This is a genomic window from Prevotella vespertina, assembly GCF_009728485.1.
Classification (GTDB): Bacteria; Bacteroidota; Bacteroidia; order Bacteroidales; family Bacteroidaceae; genus Prevotella; species Prevotella vespertina.
This window is the reverse complement of record NZ_VVIQ01000017.1, coordinates 1-20,496: the sequence shown is the minus strand read 5'-3', so window position 1 is coordinate 20,496 and position 20,496 is coordinate 1. Positions and strand designations below refer to the sequence as shown.

Annotated in this window: 15 protein-coding genes and 2 tRNA genes; 11 read left to right on the top strand and 6 right to left on the bottom strand. The window is 41.0% G+C overall.

The window, feature by feature from the left end; translation table 11 throughout:
- Nucleotides 1-17: 17 nt before the first annotated feature.
- From F0475_RS11375 to mutL, 5 genes are all read left to right on the top strand, one after another.
- Nucleotides 18-1,442 carry a peptidylprolyl isomerase gene (locus tag F0475_RS11375; protein ID WP_155716724.1) on the top strand — a complete coding sequence of 475 codons (1,425 nt, stop codon included), beginning with the start codon at nucleotides 18-20 and terminating at the stop codon, nucleotides 1,440-1,442.
- A 19-nt stretch (nucleotides 1,443-1,461) separates the two neighbouring features.
- The gene (locus F0475_RS11370; RefSeq protein WP_155716723.1) at nucleotides 1,462-2,898 is read left to right on the top strand and encodes a peptidylprolyl isomerase; all 1,437 of its coding nucleotides are present in this window, start codon (nucleotides 1,462-1,464) and stop codon (nucleotides 2,896-2,898) included.
- A 95-nt stretch (nucleotides 2,899-2,993) separates the two neighbouring features.
- Nucleotides 2,994-4,826, top strand: coding sequence for an OstA-like protein (locus tag F0475_RS11365; protein WP_155716722.1), 1,833 nt, complete (start codon nucleotides 2,994-2,996; stop codon nucleotides 4,824-4,826).
- Between the two features lie 107 nt (nucleotides 4,827-4,933).
- Nucleotides 4,934-5,221 carry a ubiquitin carboxyl-hydrolase gene (locus F0475_RS11360; RefSeq protein ID WP_155716721.1) on the top strand — a complete coding sequence of 96 codons (288 nt, stop codon included), beginning with the start codon at nucleotides 4,934-4,936 and terminating at the stop codon, nucleotides 5,219-5,221.
- A 13-nt stretch (nucleotides 5,222-5,234) separates the two neighbouring features.
- Complete coding sequence (mutL, locus tag F0475_RS11355; protein ID WP_155716720.1) at nucleotides 5,235-7,106, top strand: DNA mismatch repair endonuclease MutL; 1,872 nt, start codon at nucleotides 5,235-5,237, stop codon at nucleotides 7,104-7,106.
- 207 nt (nucleotides 7,107-7,313) lie between these two features.
- Here the strand turns inward: mutL and lipA are convergent, their stop codons facing one another.
- Nucleotides 7,314-9,134, bottom strand: a complete 1,821-nt coding sequence (gene lipA, locus F0475_RS11350; RefSeq protein WP_155716719.1) for a lipoyl synthase — start codon at nucleotides 9,132-9,134, stop codon at nucleotides 7,314-7,316.
- A 560-nt stretch (nucleotides 9,135-9,694) separates the two neighbouring features.
- On the opposite strand from lipA, the gene F0475_RS11345 reads away from it, so the two are divergent.
- The 5 genes from F0475_RS11345 (at nucleotide 9,695) to asnS (ending at nucleotide 14,645) form a co-directional block, all read left to right on the top strand.
- Nucleotides 9,695-9,769, top strand: a tRNA-Val gene (locus tag F0475_RS11345).
- 49 nt (nucleotides 9,770-9,818) lie between these two features.
- Nucleotides 9,819-9,893: transfer RNA gene (locus tag F0475_RS11340), tRNA-Val, on the top strand.
- A 161-nt stretch (nucleotides 9,894-10,054) separates the two neighbouring features.
- On the top strand, nucleotides 10,055-11,401 hold the full coding sequence (purB, locus tag F0475_RS11335; RefSeq protein ID WP_155716718.1) for an adenylosuccinate lyase: 1,347 nt from the start codon (nucleotides 10,055-10,057) through the stop codon (nucleotides 11,399-11,401).
- A gap of 157 nt (nucleotides 11,402-11,558) precedes the next feature.
- Entirely contained in the window at nucleotides 11,559-13,091 is a 1,533-nt protein-coding gene (locus tag F0475_RS11330; RefSeq protein WP_155716717.1) for a pseudouridine synthase, read from the top strand.
- 162 nt (nucleotides 13,092-13,253) lie between these two features.
- A complete protein-coding gene (asnS, locus tag F0475_RS11325) occupies nucleotides 13,254-14,645 on the top strand; it encodes an asparagine--tRNA ligase (RefSeq protein WP_155716716.1) in 1,392 nt (463 codons plus the stop codon).
- Between the two features lie 763 nt (nucleotides 14,646-15,408).
- Here asnS and F0475_RS11320 read toward each other — a convergent pair.
- Nucleotides 15,409-16,437 carry an Acg family FMN-binding oxidoreductase gene (locus F0475_RS11320; protein ID WP_155716736.1) on the bottom strand — a complete coding sequence of 343 codons (1,029 nt, stop codon included), beginning with the start codon at nucleotides 16,435-16,437 and terminating at the stop codon, nucleotides 15,409-15,411.
- Entirely contained in the window at nucleotides 16,434-17,027 is a 594-nt protein-coding gene (locus F0475_RS11315) for a TetR/AcrR family transcriptional regulator (protein ID WP_155716715.1), read from the bottom strand. Before F0475_RS11315 ends, F0475_RS11320 begins: the two co-directional genes overlap by 4 nt.
- A gap of 363 nt (nucleotides 17,028-17,390) precedes the next feature.
- On the opposite strand from F0475_RS11315, the gene F0475_RS11310 reads away from it, so the two are divergent.
- Nucleotides 17,391-17,795 (top strand): OsmC family protein, encoded by a 405-nt coding sequence (locus tag F0475_RS11310; RefSeq protein ID WP_155716714.1) that lies wholly within the window; start codon nucleotides 17,391-17,393, stop codon nucleotides 17,793-17,795.
- 162 nt (nucleotides 17,796-17,957) lie between these two features.
- Here the strand turns inward: F0475_RS11310 and F0475_RS11305 are convergent, their stop codons facing one another.
- The 3 genes from F0475_RS11305 to F0475_RS11295 all read right to left on the bottom strand — a co-directional run bounded on the left by F0475_RS11305 (nucleotide 17,958) and on the right by F0475_RS11295 (nucleotide 20,276).
- The gene (locus F0475_RS11305) at nucleotides 17,958-18,842 is read right to left on the bottom strand and encodes a tRNA threonylcarbamoyladenosine dehydratase (RefSeq protein ID WP_155716713.1); all 885 of its coding nucleotides are present in this window, start codon (nucleotides 18,840-18,842) and stop codon (nucleotides 17,958-17,960) included.
- A gap of 50 nt (nucleotides 18,843-18,892) precedes the next feature.
- The gene (locus F0475_RS11300; protein ID WP_155716712.1) at nucleotides 18,893-19,762 is read right to left on the bottom strand and encodes a CvfB family protein; all 870 of its coding nucleotides are present in this window, start codon (nucleotides 19,760-19,762) and stop codon (nucleotides 18,893-18,895) included.
- 130 nt (nucleotides 19,763-19,892) lie between these two features.
- Entirely contained in the window at nucleotides 19,893-20,276 is a 384-nt protein-coding gene (locus F0475_RS11295) for a GxxExxY protein (RefSeq protein ID WP_155716711.1), read from the bottom strand.
- Nucleotides 20,277-20,496 lie beyond the last annotated feature (220 nt).

Sequence of the window (20,496 nt, the reverse complement as noted above, 5' to 3'; positions counted from 1 at the left end):
TGTTTTAAATAATAACAATGAAAGTCAAGGCTCTTTTATTATTGTCGCTGCTGTCTACCACGATGGTATTTGGGCAGAGTGACCCAACCATAATGACTATCAATGGGCATCCAGTTAGTCGTTCTGAATTTGAGTATTCATATAATAAGAACAATGCTGAAGGAGTCATTGATAAGAAGAGTATAGCCGATTATGTGGATCTGTTCATCAATTATAAGTTGAAGGTGCAAGCGGCTTTGGATGCTCGTTTGGATACGTTGTCTTCCTTCAAGCAGGAGTTCCTTACCTATCGAGATCAGCAGGTTCGTCCATCGTTCCTAACAGACTCAGATATTGAGAAAGCGGCTCGGGATATTTATCAAGAGACGAAGGGGAGTATTGAAGCGAATGGTGGCTTGTGGCGTTGTGCACACATTCTTGTAGGAATAAACCAGCGTGCGACAAAAGAAGAAGAATTGAAAGCTAAGGTCTTGGCAGACTCTATCTATAATGCTTTACAGCATGGAGCAAACTTCGGAGAGTTGGCTAGGAAGTATTCTGCTGATCGAGAGTCTGTACAGAACGGAGGCGAGTTGCCATTGCTTCAAAAGGGGCAAACAGTACAGGAGTTTGAGCGTGCTATGTTGGCATTGAAGCCTGGTGAAATTAGTAAACCAACGCTTTCTCCTTATGGTTATCACATTATTAAGATGATAGCACATGAAGGATTGGCTCCTTATGATTCGTTGCATGCAAGGATCTTACAGTTTATTGAGATGCGTGGATTGCGTGAGCAGATTGTCGATAAGAAGTTAGATAGCCTTGTTCAGCAGGCTGGTAAGGGTGTAACTCGTGAGCAGTTGCTTGATAAACAACTTGCGAAACTGGAAGAAAAGGATGCTAATTTGAAGAATCTTATCCGTGAGTATTATGATGGCTTATTGATGGTTGAGATGAGTAATCGTATGGTTTGGGATAAGGCATCAGCAGATATTACGGGCTTAGAAAACTACTTTCACAAACATAGGAAACAATATAAATGGACTGAACCACGCTTTAAAGGCATTGCTTATCATGTAAAGAATCAAGCTGATGTTGAGGCTGTGAAGGATTGTGTGAAGCGACTCCCTTTTGCACAATGGAATGATGCACTGCGTAAGACATTCAATGCTGATAGCACACTTCGCATACGTGTTGAGAAGGGAATCTTTCGTAAGGGTGATAGTGAACTTGTCGATGAGCAGGTGTTTGGAAAGAGTGTTCCTGTGAAAGAGATGAAGGACTTTCCTATTGGTGCAACCTATGGTAAGAAGTTGAAAGCACCAGAGTCTTTGGATGATGTACGTGATCTTGTGGTTTCTGATTATCAAAAGGAACTTGAGAAGAATTGGGTCGATTCATTGCGAAAGAAATATAAAGTTGTGGTTGATAAGGCTGTGCTTGCTACAGTCAATAAGCATTAAGTGATAATAAAGGAATCAGATGAAGATAAATAAATGTAAGACAGGTGCTTTGCTCATAGGCGTTACGCTTGTGGCAATGGGCTTGCATGCAGGTGCCTTTCGTGCCTCTGCACCGCTAGTTCTAACAGATTCGGTAGATACGAACCAGGTTGATAAAGCCAACAATGTTGTCGATGAGGTGATATGGGTTGTGGGTGATGAACCAATCTTAAAGTCCGAAGTCGAGATCATGAAACTGCAAGGAGAAGCAGAGGGAATGAAGTGGGATGGAGACCCAGAGTGTGTGCTGCCAGAACAAATAGCTGTGCAGAAACTCTTCCTTCATCAGGCCGCCCTTGATAGTGTAGAGGTGACTGAGTCGGAGATAGCACAGGGAGTTGATCAACAAATCAACTACTGGATTTCCTTGCCACAAATAGGTTCTAAGGAGAAACTAGAGGAGTTCCAACATAAGAGTATAGCACAACTTAGACAAGACTTGCATGATGATTATAAGAATCGTCAGTTGGTTCAGAAGATGCAAGAAAAGCTTGTTGGTGATGTGAAAGTATCACCAGCAGAGGTGCGAGAATACTTTAAGAAGCTACCAGTGGATAGTATTCCTATGATTCCAACTACCGTGGAAGTAGAGATTTTGACACAAACACCAAAGGTGGAGACAGAGGAAGTTAATCGCATTAAAAACCAACTACGTGACTATACGGATCGTGTAACAAAGGGAGAAACATCCTTTGCCACTTTAGCACGTTTGTACTCCGAAGACCCTGGATCATCGCGTCAGGGCGGTGAATTAGGTTATATGGGAAGAGGAGTGTTAGACCCTGCTTTTGCAGCAGTAGCATTCAATCTAACTGATCCGAAGAAGGTTTCTAAGATTGTAGAGAGCGAGTTTGGGTATCATATCATTCAGTTGATTGACCGTCGAGGAGATAAGATTAATTGTCGTCATATCCTATTGAAACCTCGTGTATCAATGGCTTCTATTGATGCTGCAAAGGAAAGGTTGGACTCTATTGGGCGCGATATTCGCAAAGAGAAATTCACTTTCGAAGATGCTACCGCATATCTTTCTGATGACAAAGATACGAAGAATAACCATGGTCTCATGGTCAACTCGTCAGATAACTCACGCACTTCACGCTTCAAGATGAAGGACTTACCAACGGAAGTAGCACGAGTTGTTGATACCATGAAAGTTGGTGAGATCTCTGCTCCTTTTCAGATGGTTAACAATCGAGGGAAGGTTGTTTGTGCTATCGTAAAGCTAAAGAGTCGCACGGACGAACATAGAGCTACGATAACAGAAGACTTCCAAACTATGCGTGATATAGTTATTGCTCATCGTCGTCAAGAGATAATTCATGAATGGGTTGTAAGCAAGATTAAGAATACTTATGTTCGAATGAATCCTCGCTACAAGGATTGTAAGTTCAAGTATGAAGGTTGGATTAAATGACATTAGAAAACACTTATATATATAAGCTTTGCGGGCATAGAATCATGTTAATCACGATTCTATGCCTGTTTGGGTTATGCTATAACTACCCTTCTATGGCTCAGAAAGTGACGGAAAAGAAGGGTAGTAAGTTCTATATAGACCATGCTGATAACCTTAGACACAACCAGATGTTGATGCCAGATGTGCAGATTGCAAAGGGTAATGTTCGGTTGCGTTATAAGGGAATGACGCTTAGTTGTGATAGTGCATACTTCAATGACCAATCGAATTGGTTTAAAGCTTTCGGTAAAGTTCATATGACTCGACCGGGTGGAGTGACGCTTGATTGTCATCGTCTTCACTATGATGGCATGTCTCAAATGGTTCATGTTAGAGAAAAGGTTGTGGTTCGTCAGCCAGGAAAGTCGCTACGTTGTGATAGCTTAGACTATAACATGATATCGAAAGTTGCCAATTACTTCGGTGGTCGTGGAACCTTGGTTTACAATGGAAATACCGTTATTGCCGATCAAGGTGATTATAACACAGAGAGCCATGATGCCAACTTCTTCGGTAATGTTGTTATGTTTACTCCTAAGTACAGGATCACAACTCCAGAGGCACATGGTAATACAGAAACAGGCTTGGTACACGTTGTTGGCAAGTCAGTTATTCGAACAGCAAAGGGCGAAGTCGTGCATACTAGCGATGGAACTTATAATAGTCGAACTGACAACATGGAGCTTAATGGTCATTCAACGATTACATCTCCAAAGCAAGATGTAGAGGGAGATAACATCGTTTATAACAGTTCGACGGGTGAAGCCGAAGGGCATGGTAATGTAAAGATAGTCGATAAGGCAAATGACAGAACCATAATAGGTCAAGACGTATTCTATAATGAGAAGACTGGTCATAGCACTGCTCGTGGTAATGTGAAGATCGATGATCGTCGACAAAAGAGAGTGATTACTGGCGATGAAGTAATCTACAATGCCAAGTCTGGATATAGTGAGGGACATGGTAATGTGAAGATTATTGATAAGCTAAACCAGCGTACAATCACTGGTCGCGATCTTACTTATAATAGTAACACTCACGAAGGAACAGGGGAAGGAAACTTCTATTATATAGATGAGAAACAGAAACATGCCTTCAAAGGAGACTATCTTCACTATACTGACTCGGCGGCTATAGCATTTGGCGGAAAGCCTGGTCCGATTGCAAAGGACTTCTCTCAGGGTGACACACTATTCGTTCATGCCGACACTATTAGTATGAAGGGATTCTACATGAACACGCCTAAGATGTATCGTGAAATCTATGGCGTCAATAACGTGAGGGCGTTCCGCACGGATGTACAAGCCGTATGTGGATTCCTTGTTGCTAATACGAAAGACTCCTGTATGACTATGTATGACTACCCGATAGTATGGAGTGGTAACCGTCAACTAGTAGGTGATTCGATCAAGGCATACATGAATGATTCCACCATTCGACAGGCTTTTGTCTATGGTAATGCGTTCTCTATTGAGACGCTTCCAGATAAGCAACACTATAATCAAATATCGTCACGTGACATGCGTGCAGACTTTGTCAATGGTGCTGTTAGGCGTGTGGACGCATGGGGAAACGTAGAAGTTGTGTTCTATCATACCGATAAAGACAGTACGTTGATAGGGCATAATTACACGGAGACAGATACCCTTCGTATGTTCATAACACCCGAACGTAAGTTGAAAAAAATATGGATGTCTAAGGCAGATGGTGTGATTAGTCCAATGACGCAGATTCCCCCTGATCGCCTGACATTGCCTCACTTTGAGCTTTTTGATAATGTTCGTCCAAAGGATAAGAATGATATCTTCCGTCGTGCGGCACGTAAGACGGCAGCTACCAAGCGCAATGCTCAAGTCATCTTGCCACCTCGACAACGTATAGAGTGACCCCTTGTCAACCTATTGTCATAATCATTTACGACAATAGGTAGAATCATTTCCGACAATAGGTCAACTTCTCTTCACATTATTAACATCATTAACTCCTTTGAAATATGTTCTTCTTTCAATCATCAAAACCCCGTCGTTTTCATCATGAATACATGTATGTTGATGAACGTAAAGAGTTTCTCTCGGATATAGAGAAGCGTGCGAAAAATGAGTTAGAACAGCAAGATGAGCCAAAGGAGGGATATCGTGAGGGACTTCAAAGGCGTCTTTCTCATAGTTTGCGACCGCAAGTTTTGACACACAAACACAATCGTTTCACAGCCATGTGGGTGTCTTTGATTCTCTCTGCAGGTGTTATAGCACTGCTTATCTTATTCTTGTTTATTGCTTAAGCATTATTAATCAATGAGTGATATCATACAACTTTTACCCGATAGTGTAGCCAATCAGATTGCAGCGGGAGAGGTGATTCAACGCCCAGCATCCGTTATCAAGGAGCTAGTAGAGAATGCCATCGACGCCGGAGCAACATCAATTAATGTCTTAGTAGTTGATGCGGGGCGCACATCTATTCAAGTGATTGATAACGGAAAAGGTATGTCTGAGACTGATGCACGCCTCTCTTTTGAGCGACATGCAACTTCTAAGATACGGAAGGCAGATGATCTTTTCTCACTTCATACCATGGGCTTTCGTGGAGAAGCTCTTGCGTCGATTGCAGCGGTGGCGCAGATAGAATTGAAGACACGCATGGCGAGTGATGATCTTGGTACTCATCTGTCTATCTCGGGTAGTCGTTTTACGAATCAAGAACCTTGTTCTTGCCCTGTAGGAAGTAATTTCTTGGTTGAGAATCTCTTCTTCAATGTACCTGCACGACGCAAGTTTTTGAAGTCAAACACCACTGAATTGAATAATATCATCAATGCTTTTGAACGCATTGTATTGGTTTATCCGCATATAGCCTTTACCTTATATAGTAATGGAACAGAGCTTTTTAATCTTCGGTCATGCAACTATAGACAGCGAATTGTTGAGGTGTTTGGGAAGAGACTGAACCAAGATCTCTTGTCAATCGACGTTGACACGAGTCTATGTCATATCCATGGCTTTGTCGGGAAACCAGAGTCTGCACGCAAGAAGACTCCCCAGCAGTACTTCTTCGTTAATGAACGTTATATGAAACACCCGTATTTTCATAAGGCGGTCATCACTGCGTTCGATCGACTCATCCCTCAGGGCGAGCAGATTCCTTACTTTCTTTATTTTGAAGTACCGCCTACGAACATTGATGTAAACATTCATCCGACAAAGACGGAGATAAAGTTTGAGAATGAGCAAGCCATCTGGCAGATTCTTTTAGCAGCTGTGAAAGAAGCCGTAGGGCGTTTTAATGATATTCCTTCGATTGACTTTGACACCGAAGGGAAGCCTGATATTCCTGTATTCGACCCTCATTCAGGAACTAAAGCACCGAAGGTTGAAATCAACCCATCGTTCAATCCCTTTAAACAAACAGCCCAACCGCAGAAGCCAAGTGTGCCAGAGGGTTGGGAGGAGTTGTACTCTGGTTTGGAAGGGAATGCTGAGATACGCCAATCGAAACTTTTTGAACAAGATGAACTAGATGTTAATACGACTCCAACAGACGAGAGTTTGATTATTTCATCAGCCTCTACAGCCTCTATGAACGAGTCGGTGATAGAGGAAAAGTCACCTTCGCACTATCAGTATAAGGGTAGTTATATCATGACAGCGGTGAAGTCTGGCTTGATGATTATCGACCAGCACCGTGCTCATATACGCATTTTATATGAGGAGTATTTGCGCCAGTTGTCATCTCATAAGGCTCATTCGCAAAAGGTTTTATTCCCTGAAGTGGTGCAACTCACCGTATCTGACAAGTTAATCATCGATCGCATCCTCCCTGAAATGGCAGAGATGGGCTTCCAATTGGATAGTCTCGGTGGTGATAGTTATGCTGTGAATGGAGTGCCAGCAGGCATCGAAGGGCTCAATGCTGTTAGTCTTATCCAAGATATGGTGGCATCGGCTGTGGAGAGTGGGGCGAGTGTGAAGGAAGATATCGATCGTACACTCGCTTTGAGTTTAGCACGTAATGCCGCTATTCCACAGGGTCAGGTGCTGACCAATAGTGAGATGGATAACCTTGTGAATGAACTTTTCACTTGTGGAAATGTCAATTACACGCCATCTGGCGAACCGATTATTGCGGTCATGAAGCAGCTGGACATTGAACATTTGTTTGATAGTTAAAGGAGGAGAAGCGCCTAACGGAAGGTCGTGTACCTGTATTCCTCTGTCATAGAAATATGTCATTAAGACGACTTGTCATTGTGTCTTTAGGTCTAAAAACACGTCTCCTCTATCTTAGAAATATGTCATTACGACAATCTGTCATTGTTTCATTCTGTCTAAACCATGTCAGTAAAGGGTAGGGGAGAGCCTATTGTCAATCTTGTTTTACCCCTCTGCAGCATGATAAGAAGAGCGAACCAGCGGTCCACTCACCACATGCTTGAATCCTTTCTCCAATGCAATGCGCTTGTAATCGGCAAATTGTTCGGGTGTAATATAAGCTGACACGGGGAGATGGTGGGCTGTTGGTTGAAGGTACTGCCCCAAGGTTAGACGCTTACAACCCGTTTTGAGAATGTCATCCATCGTCTCTAATATCTCCTCGTGGGTCTCTCCTAAGCCCAACATAAAGCCTGTTTTAGCTGTAATACCGCATTCCGTAATCTCATGCAACACCTCCAAACTTCGGTCATAGCGTGCTACTGAACGCACAGAAGGCGTCAGTCGTCGCACAGTCTCCATGTTATGACCAGCCACATGAGGCTTTGTTGCCATTACCTGATGTATGAGCTCGGCTTTACCCATAAAGTCAGGGATAAGTAGTTCGACCTTTGTTGCGGGGTTCAAACGCTGTATTTCCTTGATAGTCTGTACCCAATGTGCAGCTCCATAGTCGTCTAAATCGTCACGATCCACCGATGTGATGACGGCATAACGCAGTCCTAAAGCCTTGATGGATTCGGCTACTCTGGTCGGTTCGTTGCTATCTAATGCTCTTGGTCGCCCACTCAAAGTGTTGCAGAAACGGCATTTTCGGGTGCAGATATCGCCCCCAATCATCAGAGTCGCCGTGCGTGCCATCCAACATTCAGCCCTGTTTGGACATAAGCCACTCGTACAGATGGTGTTCATGTGGTGTTTCGACAAGATTCCTGCGGTCTCTCCAGTAGACTTCTTCGATGTTAGATCAATCTTCAACCACTCTGGTTTCATCACGTGTGGTTTGCGTCCAAAGAGCAAGCGGAGCAGTTGCGATACTTGAAAGCCACGTATGATAGTCGACAAATCAGTGTTTCCTAAAATATTTTCAATAGCCTCTCTCGTAAACTCCACGCCTTTCAATGGTTTCAGAAGAGCGTTATCAATATCTCCAAGGAGGAAATAATCGCCCATCAAATTGATGTTTACAATCGTGTTATTCTTTAGTTCTATGTGTGCTTCCAGTGTTCCCACACCCTCGAAACGATGCTTTTTTACAATAGAATACTTCGGATTTTTACCATAAACAAAGCTGTCGGAGGCTAACTCCTGTTCGATTCTTTCAATTCCCTGCATATCCTCTTCGGTCAATTCTAACACCTCACTATGGCAGAATTGCTGTCGGGTATAGCGCATGAAGTCGGTTATTTCAATGTCAGTATATTGTGACACGTTGTTGACACGTTGCCGAACAGAATCGATTCCCTTGCTCTTGAGCTTCGTAATTGAGGGCGTGAGTGCATTTGAAAGATGCGATAGTTGCGTGTTGAAAAGCAATGAATTATGCAGAACACAGCGGTTATCAAGTTGATAAAAAGCACATCCTGAGACCTTTGTGTCATTGATGAGAATATCATTTCGCCCTGATAATTGAGCATTGATACCAATACTTTGTAGCAAATTAGCCATGCGATTCATGTATTGAACGAAGGCTTCATTCGCATTAGAGAGGCGTGAGATATACGAAAACTGTATGCACCCTTCATCGGCATAGATACATCCTCCACCACTCTTACGCCTGAATATGTCGATAGAATGTGCCTTGCAATAATCAACATTCACCTCATTTTCAATCAGTTGATTGCGCCCTAACATCACAGTAGGGGGTACACGCCATGCCAAGAAATAATCATCATCGGGGTAATGATGGGCTACGTATTCTTCGACAGCAAAATAGAAAGGTAGCTGATGGAGCTTATCTTGTTTAGGTAATAGTATATATTTCATCGTTTGGTATTGATTGATACTGCTTACAAATGTACGAACTTTTAGAAAAAGAGACGAAGTAATATGGGTAAAAAAACAAATGATTTTGTTGTAAATATTAGTGTTTTGCTACGTTGATAAACTCCTTCTATTTTTGAAAAGAAGTCTGTCTCTCTGAATACAAATGCTCCACTATGTTTGAGAAGAACTCTTCTTAGGTGAGTTTTTAGTTTATTTTTTCTTCGTTATTTGTTTATTTTCTTATTAAAAATAGACTATTTTTTAGATGAAAACGGCTTTAAATCTAACGTAAAATAATCTATTTTCCCCAATGACAAAAGTCTTTCTCTGATAAGGTAGAGCCTCCTTTTGCAAATTAAAGGGAGCTGAAAGAATACTAAAAGAGCTTGTGTAACAAGCCTAACGACCTACTACAAGTACAACACATAACCGAACAGCAAGATATCAAATAGAAATAAAGAAAGATGTAAATAATAGCAACCTACATTAAAATAATTCCTTAATTGTTTGCCAGAAACAAAAAAAACACTTACCTTTGCACCCGCCTTACAGAAAGTGAGGGGCGTTTAGCTCAGTTGGTTTAGAGCATCTGCCTTACAAGCAGAGGGTCGGCGGTTCGAATCCGTCAACGCCCACAAGGGGTGTTTCCCTGTGATTCTTCGGGGTTGCAGGAATTTTAATTTAGGGCGTTTAGCTCAGTTGGTTTAGAGCATCTGCCTTACAAGCAGAGGGTCGGCGGTTCGAATCCGTCAACGCCCACGAATGGTTATCAACAAAAGAGAAGACTTCGTAACACTTGTTACGAAGTTTTCTTTTTATCTGTATAAAAGGCGTCTTCTTTTTTGTTTTATTATTATTTATCCTTGTGAGTTTACCGATTTTATTGCTAAATTTGCACCTATTATTAATCATCCATTGTTATGACTCTCGACACATTAACAGCCGTATCTCCAATTGACGGACGCTACAGAAACAAAACAGAACGTCTAGCTGATTATTTTTCAGAGTATGCTCTTATTCGCTATCGCATACGTGTAGAAATTGAGTACTTCATCACTCTTTGTGAACTACCACTACCCCAGTTGGCAAGTTTCAACCATGATTTATTTGAACAACTACGTGATATTTACCGCAAGTTCGATGAGTCTGGTGCAGCAAGAGTAAAGGAGATTGAGAAGACAACAAACCATGATGTTAAGGCTGTAGAATACTTCATTAAGGAGGAGTTCGATAAGATTGGGGGCTTAGATGAGTATAAGGAATTTATCCATTTCGGCTTAACTTCACAGGACATCAACAACACGAGCGTTCCTCTGTCTATCAAGGAGGCACTTGAGGAGGTGTATTATCCACAGGTGGAAGAGCTTATTCAGCAGCTAAAAGAGTATGCAGAAGAATGGAAAGACGTTCCAATGCTAGCAAAGACACATGGGCAGCCAGCTTCTCCTACTCGATTAGGAAAGGAAATAGAAGTATATGTATATCGTCTTAGTGAGCAACTGGAATCCTTACGCAGTTGTAAGTTTACAGCCAAATTTGGTGGTGCAACAGGTAATTTCAATGCGCATCATGTAGCCTATCCAACGTATGACTGGCGTGCTTTTGGCAATCTGTTTGTCAGCGAGAAACTAGGTTTGGAACGTGAACAATGGACTACACAGATTAGTAATTACGACCACATGGGTAGTATTTTTGACGCTATTCGTCGTATCAACACCATCATTATAGACCTTGATCGCGACTTCTGGATGTATATATCAATGGAGTATTTCAAGCAGAAGATTAAAGCCGGAGAGGTTGGTTCAAGTGCTATGCCACACAAGGTGAACCCTATTGACTATGAGAATAGCGAAGGTAACTTGGGTGTCGCTAATGCTATTTTGCAGTTCTTAGCACAGAAATTGCCAGTTAGTAGATTACAGCGCGACTTGACAGACTCTACTGTCTTACGTAATGTAGGTGTACCACTTGGTCACAGCGTTATCGCTATTCAAAGTACGTTGAAAGGTTTACGTAAACTTATTCTCCATGAAGAGAAACTACGTGAAGACCTTGATGATACATGGGCGGTAGTAGCTGAAGCGATTCAAACTATCCTTCGTCGTGAGGCTTATCCACATCCTTATGAGGCATTAAAGGCTCTCACACGTACCAATAACAAGATGACTGAGGAGACAATTCATGAGTTCATACAGACATTGAATGTTAGTGATAGCGTAAAGGCAGAGCTCATGGCAATTACTCCACACAACTATACGGGAATTTAAAACATCCATAAATCATTAAAAAGAAAGATTATTAATAAAACTGAGTAGCTCCTTCTAATAGGAGTTCTAACAAATAATAATTAGAAATAAAAGAATAATAAACTTTATTACTCATTGATCGTGAGGTCAGTAGTTAACATTAAAGCAAACTACAATTATGGCAGAAGAATTCGAGAACAAAGAGGTTCAGTCTGAACAGAATGATAATGGCCGTGAGGGCTATTCTGCAGCTGGACAAGGTGGTTATCAAAGAGAGTACCGTGGCACAGGACGCCCACAACGTCCACGTATTCACACACAGCGTGCTTATAGCAGCGACAAGGCTAATGGCGGAAATGACGAAGGTGGATTCCGTCCAGAGGGCTTTGGCTCAGGCTTGCAAAGCAGTAGCCGTCCACAACAAGGAGGTTATCGCCCACGTCAAAGCAACTATGGTGGTGGATACAACAATCGTAGTGGCTATCAAAGTCGCCCTCAACAGGGAGGATACCGCCCACGTTACAACAGCAACAATGGCGAAGAAGGAGGATATCAATCACGCCAAGGTGGATACCAGAGTCGTGGTGGTTATCAAAGCAGACCACAGCAAGGTGGCTATCGTCCACGTTATAATAACGAAGAAGGAGGATACCAGTCACAAGGTTATCGCCCTCGTTATAACAACAATACTAGCGCAGAAGGAGAAGAGAACAACAATGGTTATCAGGTAAACCAGGGTGGCTATCAGCCACGTCAAAATGGTTACCAAAACCGTGGTGGATATAATAATCGCGGTGGGTATAATAACCGTGGTGGTTATCAGAACCGCAGTAGTTACACTAATCGTGGCGGTTATCAGAGTCGTGGTGGGTATAACAACCGTGGTGGATATAACCAAGGAGGATATCGTCAGCGTACTGCAGATTATGATCCAAATGCAAAGTATTCATTGAAGAAACGCATTGAATATAAGGAAGAGAATTTCGATCCAAACGAGCCAATTCGTTTGAATAAGTATCTAGCTAATGCTGGTGTTTGTTCACGTCGTGAGGCTGACGAGTTCATCCTATCTGGTGCTGTCACCGTAAATGGTGAGGTTGTTAAAGAACTTGGAAGTAAGGTTCTACGCACTGATGTTGTACTCTTCCAAGATAAGACAGTTTCACTAGAAAAGAAGGTTTATGTCCTATTGAATAAGCCTAAGGATTATGTTACAACAAGTGATGACCCACAACAGCGTAAGACTGTAATGGATCTTGTTAAAGGTGCATGCCCAGAGCGTATCTATCCTGTTGGACGCCTAGACCGTAACACAACAGGTGTGTTGCTCCTTACAAACGATGGTGACCTCGCTTCTAAACTCACACATCCTAAGTTCTTAAAGAAGAAGGTTTATCACGTATTCCTTGATAAGCCTGTCACAGCAAATGATCTTCAGAAAATCTCTGATGGTATCGAGCTTGAAGACGGAGAGATAAAGGCTGACGCCATTGAATACGCTAGTCCTGACGATTTGGCACAGGTTGGTATTGAGATTCATAGTGGCAAGAATCGTATCGTTCGTCGTATCTTCGAGAGTCTTGGTTATCGTGTTGTTAAGCTCGATCGTGTACAGTTCGCTGGTCTAACAAAGAAGAATGTACGTCGTGGCGATTGGCGTTTCCTCACAGAGAAGGAAGTTGATATGCTGCGCATGGGTGCATTTGAATAAGAAGCCCTCCCCAAGCCCCTCCGAAGGGAGGGGGTGAGAGGATAAACGAGGATAAAGACTTCTACAATAAACTTCTAAGGAAAGAATGTGTAAAGAGATTCCCTCTTTATTCCTTCTCCTTTTCTTTTGAGCTTGTTGAGAAGTCCTAATTACAATACAAAGATGAAAAGAACAAAAGTCGTCGATGCACTTGCTTGCACCGACTTTGGTAAAGATATTAATGTAAAAGGCTGGGTTCGCTCACATAGAAGTAGCAAGGCTGTTGACTTCATCGCACTGAATGATGGTTCTACTATCAAGAACATTCAGGTGGTCGTTGACCCTACTACTATCGACGATGAGAAACTGAAGAGCATTACAACAGGTGCTTGTATCAGCGTTATCGGTACGCTTGTAGAGAGTCAGGGTGCTGGTCAGACGTCGGAGATTCAATGTAAAGAGATTGAAATCTATGGTCTTTGTCCAAGTGACTACCCTATGCAGAAGAAGGGGCAGAGCTTTGAGTATATGCGCAAGTATGGTCACATGCGTCTGCGCACAAATACTTTCGGTGCTGTATTCCGTATTCGCCACAATATGGCAATCGCTATCCACAAGTACTTCCACGACCATGGTTATTATTATTTCCACACTCCATTAATTACTGGTAGTGATGCCGAAGGTGCTGGAAATATGTTCCAAGTAACGACACTCGACCTCGATCGCGTCGCAAAAGGTGGTGAGGTTGATTATAGTGCTGACTTCTTCGGTAAGCGCACGAACCTTACTGTATCTGGTCAGTTGGAGGGTGAGCTGGGTGCTACCGCGCTTGGTGCTATCTATACTTTCGGACCCACTTTCCGTGCAGAGAACTCTAATACGCCTCGTCACTTGGCAGAGTTCTGGATGGTTGAGCCAGAAGTTGCTTTTATTGACAAGGATGAACTGATGGATCTTGAGGAAGACTTCATCAAGTACTGCGTTCGTTGGGCATTGGAGAATTGCAAGGATGACCTTGAATTCCTTAACAAGATGATTGACAAGGGATTGATAGCTCGCCTAGAGGGTGTACTTAAGGAAGACTTTGTTCGCCTAACTTACACAGAAGGTATAGAGATTCTTCAGAAGGCAGTTGCTGATGGTGTGAAGTTTGAGTTCCCAATCACTGGTTGGGGAATGGATCTCAGCAGTGAGCATGAGCGTTATCTCGTTGAGGAATACTTCAAACGCCCTGTCATCATGACCGACTATCCAAGCGAAATTAAGTCGTTCTATATGAAGAAGAACCCTGATGGCAAGACAATGCAGGGAACAGACGTCCTCTTCCCACATATCGGTGAAATCATTGGTGGCTCTGTCCGTGAAGAGAATTACGACAAGTTGCTTGCAGAGATCGATAATCGTGGAATGAAACGTGAGGTTTACGACTGGTATCTCGACACTCGTAAATATGGAACCTGTCCACATGGTGGCTTCGGTCTTGGCTTCGAGCGCCTGATTCTCTTCGTTACTGGTATGCAAAACATCCGTGACGTAATCCCATTTGCACGTACTCCAAAGAACGCTGAGTTCTAAAGATAAGATAACAGAAGGCGACTATCTCAACAGATGGTCGCCTTTTTTATTCTCGAGGAATATTCTTCCATATCAGGAGTTAACAGAATAGACTAATAAAGAAAAACATATAGAACATTTTCAACTCTATTCTTATTCTTTGAAAGTTGTTCGTTAAATCTACATCTACTCAAGAATTCAATTCACTAAGTATTCCTATAAAAGCAAAGTCACATGTAGTAGGGCTTTAAACTTCTCAAACATATTCGCAGCTTGACAAGATATGTGTTGTGGAAGAGGTTTATCGAATGCTATATTTTGTAATAAAATACTGCTAATTTGAGGGGGTATTTCTGCGATATTTTCAAAGAGGAATGTACTTTGACTCAAATACGCAAAATATGGGGCTGAAAAGATAATGTTTTATAATCTACTGATATTCAAAGTTTTACATATTTTATAGTATCATCTTAACAAAAGAAATATTCATTATTCCTGAAAAACAAGGGAATTTTTGTCGAAAAACTATATATTTCTCAACAAAAAACTATATATTTCTTAGCGAAAAACTATATACTTTTTAGCAAAAAACTATATACCTTTTGCGCAAAAAGTATATACTTTTCTGGAAGAACCTACTTTTGACTCATTTTTCGACCATATTAATTGACTATTTTCTCTAGAATGAGAATTTTGAATGTAAAGAACTTTCGGAAACAAATGCTATCATTGTAATACCTAAAGAGAGATTACTAAATGGGCTAGCATTTATATGTCCTCAGATTTATTCTTCAGAGAAAATACATGACCTATAATCGCGTCTTAGCGAATAAGGCATTTTCTTTCCATAGCCTAACCTTATAAGAATAGTCGGGTACTCGTTAGAGATTTGAAGTTGCTTTACCATTTCTTTTGTAATATCATTTTCCTCATTAGGCTGATTGAAATAAGCATTTGCAATACCCATCTGCGTTGAACGCAGTAATATCTGTTCCAAGGTTCTGCCAAGTGCAACCCATTGTTCAACAGTATTATTTTTTGTTGTGAAAAGTACAAAATGAGATGCTGAAGCTATCTTTTTCCGATCACCTTTATTCTGCGTTTTCGTGTTGATAGCCTTTGACATGATAAATTTTGCCAAGAATAGAGGAACATTTGGTGCACCAAAAGTAGCATAACTCAATCCATCTCTTGTATTATTCTGATGTTTCTTATTATAACGCATCCACTTTGTCAGTTCTGATTTGAAAGCTTCATTATTCATTTGTAAGCTATTACCAGCATAAACCATATTAGCAATCTTTTCATAATCAACAGTTCCCCTTTTGTAAAAATAAATAGAGATAGAGGGGTCAATAGAAGTGGCTTTAAGTAGATTAATGCTATCTTTAGGAATTTCTTTCCCATCATAAACACTTCTATTTGTTTGTCTTACTGCGATTTGAGAGAACAATGAAGAATCAAATTGCTTTTTCTTATCTTTTGTAAGTAGAACTCGAATAAAGGAGTCCTTAATAACTTTAACTTCAGTCTGATACCCCTTTTCCTGAGCAGCAATACAAAGATTCTCTGTCGCGCACCCCAAGCTAACAAATAACTCTCGATGACTTGGGTCTACGATAGGTAACTCTTTTGACAAATCAGGGTATATATCAATTTCTGACTCTCTGATTTTAAACAACCAAGGCTGTGTGTTATGCCCAGAAGGAGCCTTGCAAGCATTCTCAATCATAAACAGATAGTCTGGGTTCTGTGCTATTATATTATCCATAAATCCCATAAAAATAACAAATACAATAATTAATTTTCTCATTCCTGAATACTTTTTATCCATAAGTCAACTATCATTTCGACCCCTTTCATTATCTCATCCCAGCCCTTATCAGTTTGCAAAGAAATACCGTTATATGACAAACATTGGTCTTCAATCAAAGCTAAATAGCTGATAGCAGCCGAGAGTATACTGGCTAAAGAGGCAACCTCTGTATTAGGACAACCTGTTAATGTACTTACCAGTTTGATTAGACTGCATCCATTTTCTTCACGTTTATCTCTAAGCTGCTCAATGCTTGTGTTGTTACAGGACAGTTCCCACCTACACAAACGTCGTAGAGTTATATCGTTTCGTAATTGCTCGATCTGTTTACGGAACATATTCTTTATACTGTCTCCTACAGATTGAGGATTGATAATAACAGTACCTGTATTAGCCCAATAATCCTTCTGCATTATAAACTGTGCAATTAACTCTTCAAGTCCACCAAAATACCTATATATCAGCATCTTCGAAACATTAGCTTTTGAAGCTATTGTATTGATACCAAGCTTCTCGAATCCTTCGCTTTCTACGATACTTGCGACAGCTTCGAGTATTCTACTTTCTGTTTGTTCTCTATTTTTCATTCTATTATGTGGTTATGTTGACATACTTATGTTACCAATTAGTAACCACAAAGATAGGTTACTTATCGGTAACATTTTAATAAAACCCTAGGTTGTTATTGTCTTTTCATGTTATTTAACTAAAGGATTTATAAAATAACAATTTTATAAATCAATGTCGCTATATATTTTTATTAGATGTACAAGGGTATGGATATATGATGAGTGTACAGATTGCTAAAGGTTGAATTTAAAAGAAAACGAAGAAAAACGTTCGGTATATATACGATCTTTGTTTTATCCACATTCTTTTACTACCTTTGTCGAAACATATAGATGTTATTAGCAAACCGAAGTATTATTACTAATTTAAAAGATACAATTATGACAGTTACAAAAGCAATTTATCAAGGGAAAGGGCGAGTTGAAGCAATACACGTTAGGTCTGCAGTAACCATAAATACTGATGCTGGTAAGGCTGTAGGAGGATTGGGTGAAAATCAAAATCCTGTTGAGTTATTGGGCAATGCACTGGCTGCATGTGCGCTGACGATGATGGGATTGCAAGCAGAACGGGGTGGCGAAGATTTTTCTGGTTGCTATGCTGAGATTGGTCAGATAGAAGAAGATATGGAGACTTTCGCTGTTTCACGTATTCCAATCACCTTTCATCTGAAAGCTTCATTTGACGAGAAGCAACGTAAGAAGTTTGAGCATATCGCTCTAAAGACTTGCTTTGTAGGTAATACGCTAACTGCAAAGAAAGACTTCACATTCGTTTATGAGTAATCTCATAGTATAATTTGACATAACAAGCAACAAAAACAAAGGGCATTTGGAGATTGCAACATCACCAAATGCCCTTTTATTTTCTTAAGTAGTCTTAGGATTATGTCTTTCTAACAATGACAGAAAAACTTATATCCCCTTAATATATACAATATAAATACATTACTTTTCTGCAGCAGCCTTCTCTGCTTTGATTCGTTTATGCTCTTCCAACATCTTTGCTGCACGCTCACGAGCGATTCGAGCAGGCTCACTTGTAGCCTCATCTTCAGGGCGGATGCGCATAGTGTGGGCAAGATTGACAAGATCTTTCACAGCTTCTCCACCAGCAATTAGCCCCGCAGTGGCTGGAACCCACGCATTAGAACTTGGGATAGTATGGCGGTCGGTGCACTTACGCATATCTTTATCAGGGCAGATGCAGTGGAAACGACAAGAAATTTCGGGTTGCTCTATACTCTCAAGCGGTTCCTCTGGACTGTACACCACCTTCAGGTGTTTTATCTTGGTCTTACGAAGTTTCTTACGTATCACCTTCGCTAATGGGTCGTTGATAGTCTTGAAGATGTCAGTCACACGAAACTGCGTAGCATCGAGCTTATAAGCAGCACCCATGCAAGAGAGCAAAGGAATATTCAACTCATGACAACGATAGATGAGATCGAGCTTAGCTGTTACAGTATCAATGCAATCAATGACATAATCATAATGTGAGAAGTCGAATTGATCGGCATTGTCGGGTAAATAGAAGGTCTGATATTTCCGAACAATACAACGAGGATTAATAGAGTGAATACGCTCTTCTGCTACATCTACTTTATGCTTCCCCACTGTTCGAGTAGTGGCAAGGAGTTGACGATTGACATTTGTCAGACAAACACGATCGTCGTCAATAACATCAATAGCACCTACGCCACTGCGTGCCAAGACTTCCACAACATATCCACCAACACCTCCAACACCAAAAACAGCCACGCGACTACCATTTAAGGTGTCGATGGCAGGCTTACCAAGAAGAAGTTGGGTTCTTGAAAATTGATTCTGCATTGTATTTTATTATCCTTTATTTGGTCTGCAAAAAAAGCGAGTTAGAAGAATCATTGCTCGCCGACTAAGCGTATAGACAATGGTTCAACTGTGATGAGTCGGCGTTTGTAAAGGTCGCCAATAGCTCGCTTATAAACCTTCTTTGACACTTGGAAACGACGCTTGATATCCTCTGCTTCGCTCTTATCGCCAAGGTCGCAGATGCCATTATGATCACGGAGATACTGGAGGAGCACCTCAGCAAAGTCTTCTGCATGCTGCTGCCCTGTGGGTTGAAGTGTACAATCTATCTTTCCATCGGGGCGAACAGTGGATATGTAACCCTTCAATCGGTCGCCAGTGTGAACATATTGAAACACCTGATCTTCATAGATAAGACCAGGATACTGGTTATCAACAATCACCTTAAAGCCAAGATCTGTCTTCTGCCATATGAGAAGATCAACCTCCTGCCCATGCTTATAATCACGTGGTCGACGTTCGTCAAGATAATGTTCCACTTTAGCAGATGCCACAAGGCGATAACTATCTTCGTCCAAATGGATATGCACAATATATGAATTACCCATTACCATTCGCTTTTTCTGTTCACGGAACGGACAGAAGAGATCTTTCATCACACCCCACGAAAGGAATGCACCATACTCATTGACCCACGAACACTCCAAGTAAGCAAAGTCGCCCACCTGCGCCAGGGGATCTTCTGTCGTAGCAATAGGGCGCTCCTCTTGATCAAGATAGACAAATACTTCTATCTCATCACCAATCTCAGTACCTTCTGGTACATACTTCTGAGGCATGAGAATCTCACCATCTGGTCCTCCATCGAGGAAAAGTCCAAATGGTTCACCATTGCCTTCACGTAAGGCAATCTTTAATACAGTGAGCGTGTTGTATGCTCCGAGCTTTATTTTAGACATAATGCTTTATTTTTAGACAAAATGAACTTTAGACAGAATGACTTATTAGTTAATGACATAGAAAGAATGAAATAGACAGAATGACATAAAGACATATTTTTTAATGACATATTAGTTAATGACATATTCTTTAAATATGCGGAGTATAAACTCTATACTTGCGTTTAATTTCTAATCTCTCTGCAGCACCAAAGTTAATAATTAGTCCATTGTCTATCTCTGCTATGGTAAGATAGTTTACGAGCTGAATCTCATGTGCAGGTAGCAAATGAGCAACAGCCTTTAACTCTATAATAACGCTTCCTTCTACTATTATATCTGCTCTGAAATTGCCTATCACATGTCCTTTATATTGCACAGGCAACTCTACTTCATCCTCTACTTTGAGCCCAGCTTCTCCGAGTTCTAACAACAAAGCCTTCTTATATACACTCTCTATATACCCAGCTACTAAATGGCTCCGAACCTCGTAGGCGGTGTTTATAATTAGTTTTATCAACTGCTCTGTGCCCATCGTATATCAGTTTTAATGAAGATTTAACAGTGACTTATTCCTTTCACCTCAGAAATATCTCATTAAAGAAATATGTCATTAAAAGATATGTCTCTATGCTTTCTATGTCAAAAACCTCCAATATTTCTTATTTTAACTATTTATTTAACAATTACACTTTGTGTTGCCAAACAGATATTGTCAGGTTGATACATACAACCAGTTCTGACCATTGCAGTTA